Raw genomic sequence first — 11,457 nt, 5'->3', positions numbered from 1 at the left:
CGGCTGCGACCCGTCCGCGGCGGCGCGCGAGGCGGCCGAGACGCGCGGCCTCACCGCGGTCGCCGACGTGTCCGCGCTCGCCGGGATCCCCTACGTCGTCCTCTCTCTGCCCTCCGCGCGCGTGGTCGAGGCCACCGTGCCCGCGCTCCTCGCCGTGCCGGGCACCGTGGCCGTGGTCGACACCACCACCTCGGAGCCCGGGACCAGCGCCGCCATGGCGGAGCTGGCCGCCGCGCACGGCGCCGCGTTCGTCGACGCCCCGGTCTCCGGCGGCAACACGGGCGCGGCCGCGGGCACGCTGGCGTCCTTCGTCGGCGGATCCCCGGAGGCCGTCGACGCCGCCCGCCCCGTGCTCGAGGCGCTCACGTCCGGCGGCTGGCGCCATGTCGGCCCCGCCGGATCCGGCAACGTCGTGAAGCTCCTCAACAACATGCTCGTCTCGGTCAACCTGCTCGCGGTCGCCGAGGCGATGGACGTCGCCGCGGCCCACGGGATCGACCTCGACACCGCGGTCGCCGCGCTCAACACGGCCACGGGCGCGAGCACGGTCAGCCAGCGGATGTTCCCCGACCAGATCCTCAGCGGGCGCTTCGGATCCGGGTTCGCGCTCGGGCTCATGGCCCGCGACGTGGCGCTCGCGCACGACGTGGCCCGCGCGACCGGCGCGGCCCCCGGGCTCTTCGCGGAGACCGACGCGCGCTGGCAGCGGGCGCTCGCCGCCCTCGGGCCGCAGGCCGACTTCGTCGCCGCCACCTCCACATTCACCACGGCGACCACCGCCCTGGATCCCGCGCAGCTCCCCGCCCGGAAGGACGACACCGCATCATGACCACCACCGCCCCGACCACCCGCACGCCGCTCCTCGACGCCGTCGACCCGGCCGCGCACCCCGCCGAGCGCGCCCGCGCGCTCATCGCGCACGCGTTCCCGGACGGCATCGGCACCTGGGCCGAGGGCCGCGTGCACCCGGGCGACGGCCCCGCGATCGACCTCGTCGACGCCGCCACGGGCGAGGTCGTCACGAGCTACGCGGATCCCGGCACGGCCGGCGCCGAGACCGCCCTCGCCGCCGCCGTCCGCGGGGCCCGCATCTGGGGCGCGATGGATCCCTACGACCGCGCCGCGATCCTCCGCGAGGTCTCCCGCGTGATCGGCGAGCACCGGGAGGAGCTCGCCGTGCTCGAGACGGTGACGACCGGCAAGCCGCTCCGCGACGCCCGCGTCGAGGCCGGCCGCGTCGCCCAGATGTTCGGCTACTACGCCGGCTGGGCCGACAAGGTCACCGGCCAGACGATCCCCGTCCCCGGCGACTGGCTCACCTACACGACGCGCGTGCCGTGGGGCGTGGTGGTCGCGGTCACGCCGTGGAACTCGCCGCTGTTCACGGCCGGCTGGAACTCGTCCGCGCCGCTCGCCGCGGGCAACGCCGTGATCCTCAAGCCCAGCGAGCACACGCCGCTCAGCACCATCCGCCTGGCGCAGCTGGCCGAGGAGGCGGGCCTGCCGGCGGGCGTCCTGTCGGTCGCGGTCGGCGCGGGCACGACGGTCGGCGCCGCGCTCAGCACGGACCGGCGCGTGGGCAAGCTGAGCTTCATCGGATCCGTGCCCGTCGGCCGCACGGTCGCGCAGGCCGCGGCGGGCGCGGGCATCCCGGTCGTGCTGGAGCTCGGCGGCAAGAGCGCCAACATCGTCTTCGCCGACGCGGACCTCGACCAGGCCGCGCGCGGTGCCGTGAGCGCGGTGTTCTCGGGCGCCGGGCAGTCGTGCGTCGCCGGATCCCGCCTGCTCGTCGAACGCGGCGTGCACGACGAGCTCGTGGCCCGCATCGTCGCCCACGTGGAGGCGCTCCGGCTGGGCGACCCGCTCGACCCCGCCACCGAGATCGGCCCGATCATCTCCCGCCGCCAGGTCGCGACCATCCGCTCGCTCATCCAGGCGGGCCAGGAGGACGGCGCGCGTCGCCTCTCCGGCGCGACCCCGTCGGCCGCGGTCGCCGAGGGCGCGCTCGCCGACGGCAGCTGGATCATGCCCACGATCCTCGACGGCGTGGAGCCCGGCCACCGCCTCGAGACGACCGAGGTGTTCGGCCCCGTCCTCGGCGTCTCCGTCTTCGACACCGAGGAGGAGGTGGTCGCGCGCGCGAACGCCACGGGCTTCGGCCTCGCGGGCGCCGTCTGGACCTCCGACGTGTCGCGCGCGCACCGCGTGGCCGCGGCCGTGGACGCCGGCACCTTCTGGATCAACGCCTACAAGACCATCCACGTCGCGGTGCCGTTCGGAGGCTTCGGCGAGTCCGGGCACGGCCGCTCGTCGGGCCCGGGCGTGCTCGACGAGTACACGCAGCAGAAGGCGGTGTGGGTGCCGACGACGCCTCCGCCCGCGCCGTTCCCGTCGATGCTCGGCTGACGGATCCCGCCGGCGTCGCCACCGGCCCGGACGCGACGACGCCCCGGCGGACCAGGTCCGTCGGGGCGTCGTCGTCGAGCGGTGGGATCAGCTGGCGAGCGTGTCCACGTAGTCCTGGTTCTCGGCGATCCATGCCTCGACGACCTCGGTGTAGTCGTCGCCGTCGACGCCGCTGTTGAACATGGCGTTCTCGAGCGAGGAGAGGGTCGGGGTGTCCATCGTGAAGGCCTTCAGGCGCTCGGCGAGGGCGGGGAAGTCCTCCGTGAAGCTCTTGCCGCCGAACGAGTGGATCCCCTCGGCGTCGCCCAGGGTGCCCTTCGGGTCGGCGAGGTCCTTGATGGGGAAGGCGTCGTACGCCCAGTGCGGGCTCCACAGCGTGACGGCGATGTTCTCGCCGGCATCCGTGGCGCTCTTCAGCTCGGTGAGCATGGCCGCGGTGGACGAGGTCTGCAGCTCGAGGCCGGTGATCTCGTACTTCGGGATGGTCTGCTCCTGCACGGCGGTGGTGAGGCCGGCGCCGGACTCGATCCCGACGATCGTGCCGCCGAACAGGTCGGCGTTCTCCTGCAGCTGCTCGATGGAGTCGATGGGGGCGTCCTCGTTCACGGCGATCGCGAGCTTGGCGTCCTCGTTCCACGCGCCGAGGTCGGTCAGGTCGTCGCCGTAGTCCTCGATGTACTTGGCGTGCGTGGTCGGCAGCCAGGTGTCGAGCACGACGTCGAGGTCGTCGGTGGTGAGGCCGACGTAGCCGGGGGCCACGTCCACCATCTCGAGGTTCACGGTGTAGCCCTCGTCCTCGAGGACGCTCTTCCACAGCCAGGACGCGGCGATGCCCTCGTCCCAGCCGTTGAAGACGGCCATGTCGACGACGCTGTTGTCGCCGTTCTCCAGCGTCTCGTCGGCCGCGGGGGATCCGGACGTGGAGGGCGGGGAGCACGCGGCGAGGCCGAACAGGGCGGCGCCGAGGGTGATGGATGTCGCGAGTGTGCGCTTCTTCATGTGTTCCTTCCGAGAACGTGGATGCGGTGTGGTGCGGGTGGGAGGGGGAGCGGACGCGCGGGCGTCAGGCGGAGGCGGTCGCGGGCTCCGGGCGGCGGTGCGCCTCGGGGTCGGCGGCGTCCCGGTCGGGGGTCGAGGCGACGCGCGCCGCGGGTCGGCGGCGGCGGGTCCTGCGGTCCTCGCCGAGGGCCGCGGTCATGCGGTCGAGGATGATCGCGAGGATCACGACGGAGACGCCTGCCTCGGCGCCGAGCGCGACGTCGATGCGGCCGAGGCTCGCGATGACGTCCTCTCCGAGTCCGCCGGCGCCGACGAGGCCGGCGATGACGACCATGGAGAGCGACAGCATGATGACCTGGTTGATGCCGGCCATGATGCTGGGCTTCGCGAGCGGGAGCTGGATCTGCCGCAGGATGCGCCACGGCGAGGAGCCGAACGCCTGGCCCGCCTCCACCACCTCGGTGTCGACGCCGCGGATCCCGAGCTCGGTGAGACGCACGCCGGGTGCCATCGCGAACACGATGGTCGCGACGATGCCGGGCACGACGCCCAGGCGGAACAGCAGCAGCGCCGGGATCAGGTAGACGAACGCGGGCGTCGTCTGCATGAAGTCGAGGATCGGCCGGATGATGCGGGACGCCACGTCGGACTTGGCCGCCAGCACGCCGATGGGGATGCTGATGATGATCGCGAGCGCGCTGGCGACCAGCACGAGCGCCAGCGTCGCCATCGCGTTCTCCCACTGGTCGAGGGTGCCGATGAACAGCAGGCCGATCGCCGTGCCGACGGCGAGCTTCCAGCCGCGGGCGAGGTAGGCGAGCCCGGCGATCACGATGACGATCGCCCAGAACGGCGGAGCGGCCAGCGCGTAGGCCACCCACTCGTAGAAGAACGTGAACAGGACGCGGAGCGCGTCGAACAGGCCGCGGAAGTTCGTGGTGAGGACGTCGACGCCGTCGGAGACCCAGTCGCCGAACGGGATGCGGAGGATGTCGTTCATCGGTGGCTCCCCTCGTGGCGTGCGTCGGCACGATCCGGCGAGTCGGCCTCGGACGATCCGGATCCGACGACGACGACGGGGTTCTCGCCCGTCGCCAGCGTCTCGTCGAGCTCGCTGTCGGAGATCCGCGTCACGGGCTCGAGCACGGGGATCGGGGAGGTCGACGTGTCGACGTTCCCGAGCGCGGCGAGCAGCGTCACGCGGGGGATCACCCCGAGCAGCCGGTCGTCGGCGTCCACCACCGCGATGGGCAGCGGGCTCTCGACCGCGAGCTCGAAGAGGTCGACGAGGGACGCGTCCGGCCCGACCTTCGCGAACGCCGTGCTGACGATGCGCTCGAGGTCGGTGTCGTTCGTCTTCACCTGGTGCATGACGTGGCTGTCGCGCACCCAGCCGAGGAGGCGCCGGTCGCGGCCGAGCACGAAGAGGGCGGCGGTCTGCAGGTCGCGGAGCACGCGCAGGGCGCCGCGCGGGCCGACCGTGAGCGGCACGACGGCGCGCGCCGGCTCCATCACGCTCGAGGCGGTGAGCACGCGGGCGCGGTCGACGTCCTGCACGAACTGGGCGACGTAATCGTTGGCCGGGTCGGTGAGGATCTCCTCGGGCGTGCCGATCTGCACGATGCGGCCATCGCGCATCACGGCGATGCGGTCGCCGAGGAACATGGCCTCGTTGAGGTCGTGCGTGATGAAGACGATGGTCTTCCCGAGGCGGGACTGCAGCTCGAGCAGCTGCTCCTGCATCTCGCGGCGGATGAGCGGGTCGAGCGCGCTGAACGCCTCGTCCATGAGCAGGATCTCGGTGTCCGCGGCGAGCGCGCGGGCGATGCCGACGCGCTGCTGCATCCCGCCGGACAGCTCGGACGGCATCTCGTCCGCCCAGCCGTCGAGGCCGACCATGCCGACGACCTCGCGCGCCTTCGCGAGCCGCTCGGCGCGGCCGACGCCCTGCACCTCGAGCCCGTAGGCGACGTTGTCGATGACGGTGCGGTGCGGCAGGAGCGCGAAGTGCTGGAAGACCATGGACACGTGCGAGCGGCGCACCTGGCGCAGCCGGGTCGCGGGCACGTCGGTGATGCTCTCGCCCGCGACCTCGACGGTGCCGGCGGTCGGCTCCCACAGGCCGTTGAGCATGCGGATGAGGGTCGACTTGCCGGATCCCGACAGGCCCATGACGACGAAGATCTCACCGGGCTGCACGTCGAACGACGCGTCGATGACGGCGGCCGTGCCGAGGTGGGCGGTCTCCTCGCGGCTGGCGCCCGCGGCGAGGCGGCGGGCGGCGTCGTGGCCGCGGCGGCCGAAGACCTTGTAGAGGCCGCGGGCGCGGACGGCGGGGACGGGAGCGGCAGCGGTGTCGGTGTCGGTCTCGGCGGGGCGGGCTGTGGTGACGGTCATGGATTCTCCATGCGGTCGTCGGCCGGCTCCGGGCACGGGGGTGCGGTGGTTCAGGAGCGGGGCGGACGTCGGCGCGTTCGGTCGACGGACGGGTCGGAGGAGGTGCGGGAAGCGGCCGAGGATCGGGGCCGGGCGTGAGCGCCGGATCCCGAGACCCTCGGGCGTCCTCCGCGGGCGGGACCACGGGGTCCGCGCCCACTCCACCGGACCGTACGACGACCGCGTGCCGATGGTGATCGGCGGCCGGTCGGCGCGTCCTGGATGATGACGGGCCCGTTCATCCGGGCCGTGTCGAAGGTAGCCCGGGGCCCGCGGAGGGACTAATCGCGGAGCCCTCCGCGAGGCCCTCCGGGCGGGGTGGGCGGCGCCCGATCGCCATGGCCGTGGGGATCGCGTCGTGTCCCGATCGTTATGCGCCATCCCGGGCCGTATGGGCGTCCGCTTCCGGTTAACCGCTTTACACGACCCCCGATCCGGTGTTAGCGTCGCCGCCATCGGGTCCGCGACGACGCCTCCCGGATGCGCGCGCAGCTGGCGGATCGGAGGACGTCGGGACCCGGATCCACCGCCACCTCAAGGAAGAGACCACGCGATGTCCCCTCGATCCACCGCCCGCCGCCGCCTCATCGGCGCCGCCGCCTTCGCGGCCACCGTCCCCCTCGTGCTCGCCGGCTGCTCCGGCGGCGGCGGGGGCGGATCCTCGTCCGGCGGGGATCCGAAGACGATCACCGTCACCGACTACTACAACGAGGGCAACGACGACACCGTCATCGGCGACACCCTCACCAAGTGCGGCGAGTCCCTCGGCGTCACGATCGAGCGCACGTCGATCCCGGGCTCGAGCCTCATCCAGAAGGTGCTGCAGCAGGCCTCGTCGCGCACGCTGCCCGACGTGCTCATGCTCGACAACCCCGACCTGCAGCAGATCGCCGCGACCGGCGCCCTCGCCCCGCTCGAGGACTTCGGCATCTCCACCGACGGCTACGCGCAGGGCGTGATCGACGCCGGCACCTACGAGGGCAAGACGTACGGCCTCGCACCCACCGTCAACACGATCGCGCTGTTCTACAACACGCAGATGCTGGCCGACGCGGGGATCCAGCCGCCCACGACGTGGGACGAGCTCACGACCGCAGCCGCCGCGCTCAAGAACGGCGACCGCTACGGCATCGCGATGGACGCCAACGCCACCTACGAGGGCACCTGGCAGTTCCTGCCCTTCATGTGGTCGAACGGCGGCGACGAGAAGGACATCGCCACCCCCGAGACCGCGGAGGCGCTGCAGCTCTGGACCGACCTCGTGAAGGACGGCTCGGCGTCGCAGAGCGTCGTGAACTGGACCCAGTCCGACGTCAACGACCAGTTCATGGCAGGCAAGACGGCGATGATGATCAACGGCCCGTGGCAGATCCCCGCGCTCACCGAGTCGGGCGTCGACTACGGCATCGCGAAGATCCCCGCGCCGACCGCGGGCGGCACCGCCGTCGCCCCGCTCGGCGGCGAGGTCTGGACCGTCCCGCAGACCGGCGACGAGGAGAAGCAGGCGACGGCCGCGAAGGTCGTCGAGTGCCTCAACTCGGACGAGAACCAGCTCGACATGGCGACCAAGCGCTTCACGATCCCGTCGAAGACCGCGGTCGCCACCGAGTTCGGCCAGCAGGTTCCCGAGGAGCAGGTGTTCGTCGACCTCGTCGCCGACGCCCGCGCCCGCACCGGCGAGCTCGGCGAGGACTGGCCGAAGGCCGCCACCAAGATCTACACGGCCGTGCAGTCCGCGCTCACCGGCCAGTCCTCCCCGGAGGACGCGCTGAAGAACGCCGAGCAGGGCTGATGGCGACGACCGCCGTCCCCGCTCGCCCGACCGCGCAGGCGGTCGGGCGAGCCCGGGGCGCCGGGGACGCGGCGGATGCGCCGCGGCCCGTGCGCCGCCGACCCCGCTGGAGGTGGGAGCGCTTCTTCCAGGCGATGTTCCTGGTGCCGGCGGTCGTCTACCTCGTGCTCTTCTTCGGCTTCCCGGTCGTGAAGAACATCGTCATGAGCTTCCAGGAGTACACGACGACCACCTTCTACACGGGCGAGGCGCCGTGGGTCGGGTTCGCGAACTACGCGTCGGTGCTCTCGTCGGGGATCTTCTCGACGGCGCTCCTCAACACGTTCCTGTTCACCGCGGGGTCGATCCTCGGCCAGTTCGTCATCGGCCTCGTGCTCGCGCTGTTCTTCCGCCGGGCCTTCCCGCTCAACGGCCTGCTGCGGGCGCTGCTGCTCCTGCCGTGGCTGCTGCCGCTCATCGTCTCGAGCGCGGTGTGGAAGTGGATCCTCGACCAGGACTCCGGCGTGCTCAACCAGTTCCTGCTCGGCGCCGGCGTCGTGCAGGACCCGGTGCCGTGGCTCACGAGCCCCGCGTTCGCGCTCATCACGGTGATCGCCGTGAACGTGTGGATCGGGATCCCGTTCAACACGACCATCCTCTACGGCGGCCTGCAGGACATCCCGCCGGAGCTGTACGAGGCCGGATCCCTCGACGGCGCGACCGGCTGGAAGGGCTTCCGCCACATCACCTGGCCGCTGCTGCGACCCGTGGTCGGCGTGGTGCTCGTGCTCGGCGTCGTCTACACGATCAAGGTGCTCGACATCATCCTCGGCCTCACGAACGGCGGGCCAGCGAACTCGACGCAGACCATCGCGACGCAGTCGTACACGCTCTCGTTCCAGCAGTTCGACTTCGGGTCGGGCGCCGCCCTCAGCAACATCCTCATCGCCATCTCGGCGGTGTTCGCGGTGGTCTACCTCCGCGCGAACAGGAAGGCCGTCGATGACTGACACCGCCGAGCGCCTCGTCCCCGCTCACGCCCGCCGGGCGCCGTCCGGGTCGCGCCGACCGCGGGCCGACCGCAGCTGGATCGGCACGGTCGTCGGCATCGCGCTGCTCGCCGTGATGCTGTTCCCCGTCTACTGGATGGTCAACATCTCGCTGCAGCCCGCGGGTCCCGCCATCCAGGCCGCCTGGTTCCCGTTCGAGGCGCAGTTCAACGGCTACGCGACGGCGCTCTCGGAGCAGGGCCAGGCGCTCGGCACGAGCCTCGTGATCGCGCTCGGCAGCGTCGTGCTGAGCCTCGCCATCGCGACCCCGGCGGCGTACGCGCTCGCGCAGTTCCGCTTCAAGTGGATCAACCTGGTGCTGTTCGGGATCCTCATCTCGCAGATGATCCCGGGCATCGTCGTCGCGAACGCGCTCTACGCCGCGTACAACGACCTCGGGCTGCTCAACTCGATCCCGGGCCTGATCCTCGCCGACTCCACCGCGGGCATCCCGTTCGCGATCCTCATCATGCGGGCGTTCATGGCGGGCATCCCGCCGTCGATCATCGAGGCCGCCAAGGTCGACGGCGCCGGGAACTTCCGGGCCTTCCGCTCGATCGTGCTGCCGGTGAGCCTCAACGCCGTGATCACCGCCGGGCTCTTCACGTTCCTCTTCACCTGGAGCGACTTCCTGTTCGCGCTGACGCTCACCACGACCGACGACGTGCGCCCCATCACGCTCGGGATCTACCAGTACATCGGGACGTACACCGCCGACTGGAGCACGGTGATGGCGACGGCCGTGCTCGCGTCGCTGCCGGCGATCGTCCTGCTGCTCGCGGCGCAGCGCTTCATCGCGGCGGGCGCGACGGGCGGCGCGGTCAAGTGATCCGCAATCCCCGCGCCCGCTCGCCCGACGCGATCCGCGCCCCCGCCGACCCTCCGCACCACCCCTCCGAGAGAGAGACACCATGACCGACACCACCTCCCCCCTCCGCGTCACCGTCTGGGGCGAGAACCGCCACGAGCAGATCGAGCAGCACGTCCGCGACCGCTACCCGACCGGGATGCACGGCGCCGTCGCCGAGGGCGTGCAGGAGAACCTGCCCGAGGCGCACGTCGAGATCGCGACCATGGACCAGCCCGAGCACGGCCTCACCGAGGAGCTGCTCGCCCGCACCGACGTCCTCACCTGGTGGGGCCACGCGGCCCACGCCGAGGTGGACGACGAGATCGTGGAGCGCGTGCACCGCCACGTGCTCGACGGGATGGGCCTCATCGTGCTGCACTCCGGGCACTGGTCGAAGATCTTCACGCGTCTGATGGGCACGACCTGCACGCTCCGCTGGCGCAGCGAGCACGACCGCGAGCTGGTGTGGACCGTGAACCCGCAGCACCCCATCACCCGCGGCGTGCCGAACCCCATCGTCATCGACGAGCAGGAGATGTACGGCGAGTACTTCGACGTGCCCACGCCCGACGAGCTCGTCTTCATCTCGGGCTTCACGGGCGGCGAGGTGTTCCGCAGCGGCATGACCTACCGCCGCGGCTTCGGCCGGATCTTCTTCTTCTCGCCCGGCGACCAGGACTTCCCCGTGTACCACCACCGGGATGTCCGCCGCGTGATCGCGAACGCGTGCGAGTGGGCGCGGCCCGACCGGCGCGAGACGCCGACGCTGCTGCGCTACGAGTCCGGCGAGTATTTCCAGGGCGCCGACTACGCCGGGGCGCTCGAGCGATGACGGACGTGGAGGAGCGCGCGGGCGCCGCCCACCGGATCGTCGCGCCCGCCGACGGCGCGCCCCTGCGCGTCGTGCAGGTCGGCGCGGGCGGCATGGGTCAGGCGTGGCTCCGGACCATCGCGGAGGATCCCGACGTCGAGCTCGTGGGCGTCGTCGACCTCGACGAGGAGGCGGCACGGGCGGGCGCCGCGGCGCACGGCGCGTCCGCGGAGGCGTCCACCGACCTCGGCGAGCTGATCGCCCGGGTGCGGCCCGACGCCGTGATCGACGTGACGATCCCGCGCGCGCACCACCCCGTCACCACCCAGGCGCTCTTCGCCGGGATCCCGGTGCTCGGCGAGAAGCCCGTCGCGCTCACGGTCGCCGAGGGGCTGTCGCTCGCGGCGGCCGCCGAGATCACGGGCGAGCTGTTCATGGTCAGCCAGTCGCGCCGCTACAACGACCACCTCGTCGCCCTCAAGCGGCGGGCGGCCGACCTCGGCGGCGTCGGCATCGTCACCACCGGGTTCTTCAAGGCCCCGCACTTCGGCGGGTTCCGCGAGGAGATGGACGACGTGCTGCTGCTCGACATGGCCGTGCACCAGTTCGACGCCGTGCGGTACCTGCTCGACGCGGATCCCGTGAGCGTCTACTGCGAGTCCTACAACCCGGCGTGGAGCTGGTACCGCGGCGACGCGGGCGCCACCGCGGTCTTCGCGTTCGAGGGCGGCGTGCGGTACGTCTACACGGGCAGCTGGTGCAGCCCGGGCGCGGAGACGTCGTGGAACGGATCCTGGCGGGTCAGCGGCGCGCACGGCACCGCGCTCTGGGACGGCGACCACGATCCGACGAGCGACATCACGGACGCGCCCGACGGCCCGCCCGCGGAGCCCGCGCCGGCCGAGTCGGTGGGGGTCGAGATCGCGGGATCGCTGCGGGCCTTCGTGCGCGCGCTCCGCACGGGCGAGCGGCCGCACGGCGAGGTGCACGGCAACGTCATGAGCCTCGCGATGGTGGAGGCGGCGATCGAGTCGAAGGACACCGGCCGGCGGCTCGCGATCGACGACGTGCTCGACCGCGCGTACGCGACCGCGCTCGCCGACGAGCGGCGCGACGACGTGCGCGCGCGGCTCGA

General features: G+C 72.2%; 10 protein-coding genes. 7 read left to right on the top strand and 3 right to left on the bottom strand.

Annotated elements, in window-relative coordinates; translation table 11 throughout:
* Positions 1–829 (top strand): NAD(P)-dependent oxidoreductase (locus DZG00_RS07050; RefSeq protein WP_147359948.1); only part of this gene is annotated, 829 nt, incomplete at its 5' end.
* Positions 826–2,406, top strand: coding sequence for an aldehyde dehydrogenase family protein (locus DZG00_RS07045; protein ID WP_199688995.1), 1,581 nt, complete (start codon positions 826–828; stop codon positions 2,404–2,406). The genes DZG00_RS07050 and DZG00_RS07045, both read left to right, overlap by 4 nt.
* A gap of 87 nt (positions 2,407–2,493) precedes the next feature.
* Here DZG00_RS07045 and DZG00_RS07040 read toward each other — a convergent pair whose 3' ends face one another.
* From DZG00_RS07040 to DZG00_RS07030, 3 genes are all read right to left on the bottom strand, one after another.
* On the bottom strand, positions 2,494–3,405 hold the full coding sequence (locus tag DZG00_RS07040; RefSeq protein ID WP_119383007.1) for a glycine betaine ABC transporter substrate-binding protein: 912 nt from the start codon (positions 3,403–3,405) through the stop codon (positions 2,494–2,496).
* 64 nt (positions 3,406–3,469) lie between these two features.
* Positions 3,470–4,405 carry an ABC transporter permease gene (locus DZG00_RS07035; RefSeq protein ID WP_119455487.1) on the bottom strand — a complete coding sequence of 312 codons (936 nt, stop codon included), beginning with the start codon at positions 4,403–4,405 and terminating at the stop codon, positions 3,470–3,472.
* A complete protein-coding gene (locus DZG00_RS07030) occupies positions 4,402–5,802 on the bottom strand; it encodes a quaternary amine ABC transporter ATP-binding protein (protein WP_119382651.1) in 1,401 nt (466 codons plus the stop codon). Before DZG00_RS07030 ends, DZG00_RS07035 begins: the two co-directional genes overlap by 4 nt.
* 592 nt (positions 5,803–6,394) lie before the next feature.
* On the opposite strand from DZG00_RS07030, the gene DZG00_RS07025 reads away from it, so the two are divergent.
* From DZG00_RS07025 to DZG00_RS07005, 5 genes are all read left to right on the top strand, one after another.
* Positions 6,395–7,633 carry a sugar ABC transporter substrate-binding protein gene (locus tag DZG00_RS07025; protein ID WP_119382650.1) on the top strand — a complete coding sequence of 413 codons (1,239 nt, stop codon included), beginning with the start codon at positions 6,395–6,397 and terminating at the stop codon, positions 7,631–7,633.
* A complete protein-coding gene (locus DZG00_RS07020; RefSeq protein ID WP_119455486.1) occupies positions 7,633–8,622 on the top strand; it encodes a carbohydrate ABC transporter permease in 990 nt (329 codons plus the stop codon). The genes DZG00_RS07025 and DZG00_RS07020 overlap by 1 nt, the downstream gene beginning before the upstream one ends.
* The gene (locus tag DZG00_RS07015) at positions 8,615–9,490 is read left to right on the top strand and encodes a carbohydrate ABC transporter permease (protein WP_119382755.1); all 876 of its coding nucleotides are present in this window, start codon (positions 8,615–8,617) and stop codon (positions 9,488–9,490) included. Before DZG00_RS07020 ends, DZG00_RS07015 begins: the two co-directional genes overlap by 8 nt.
* A gap of 82 nt (positions 9,491–9,572) precedes the next feature.
* Entirely contained in the window at positions 9,573–10,343 is a 771-nt protein-coding gene (locus tag DZG00_RS07010; RefSeq protein WP_119382756.1) for a ThuA domain-containing protein, read from the top strand.
* The coding region (locus DZG00_RS07005; protein ID WP_147359947.1) for a Gfo/Idh/MocA family protein at positions 10,340–11,457 on the top strand (1,118 nt) is incomplete at its 3' end. The genes DZG00_RS07010 and DZG00_RS07005, both read left to right, overlap by 4 nt.

It is taken from the genome of Clavibacter lycopersici, from assembly GCF_003576405.1.
In the GTDB taxonomy this organism is placed as follows: domain Bacteria; phylum Actinomycetota; class Actinomycetes; order Actinomycetales; family Microbacteriaceae; genus Clavibacter; species Clavibacter lycopersici.
The sequence above is the reverse complement of the archived record's forward strand: the minus strand, read 5'-3'. Positions and strand labels throughout refer to the sequence as shown.

Excerpts from the sequence above, each read along its gene's own strand:
- DZG00_RS07045 (WP_199688995.1), top strand. The coding sequence starts at position 826 with ATGACCACCACCGCCCCGACCACCCGCACGCCGCTCCTCGACGCCGTC.
- DZG00_RS07040 (WP_119383007.1), bottom strand. The coding sequence starts at position 3,405 with ATGAAGAAGCGCACACTCGCGACATCCATCACCCTCGGCGCCGCCCTG.
- DZG00_RS07035 (WP_119455487.1), bottom strand. The coding sequence starts at position 4,405 with ATGAACGACATCCTCCGCATCCCGTTCGGCGACTGGGTCTCCGACGGC.
- DZG00_RS07030 (WP_119382651.1), bottom strand. The coding sequence starts at position 5,802 with ATGACCGTCACCACAGCCCGCCCCGCCGAGACCGACACCGACACCGCT.
- DZG00_RS07025 (WP_119382650.1), top strand. The coding sequence starts at position 6,395 with ATGTCCCCTCGATCCACCGCCCGCCGCCGCCTCATCGGCGCCGCCGCC.
- DZG00_RS07020 (WP_119455486.1), top strand. The coding sequence starts at position 7,633 with ATGGCGACGACCGCCGTCCCCGCTCGCCCGACCGCGCAGGCGGTCGGG.
- DZG00_RS07015 (WP_119382755.1), top strand. The coding sequence starts at position 8,615 with ATGACTGACACCGCCGAGCGCCTCGTCCCCGCTCACGCCCGCCGGGCG.
- DZG00_RS07010 (WP_119382756.1), top strand. The coding sequence starts at position 9,573 with ATGACCGACACCACCTCCCCCCTCCGCGTCACCGTCTGGGGCGAGAAC.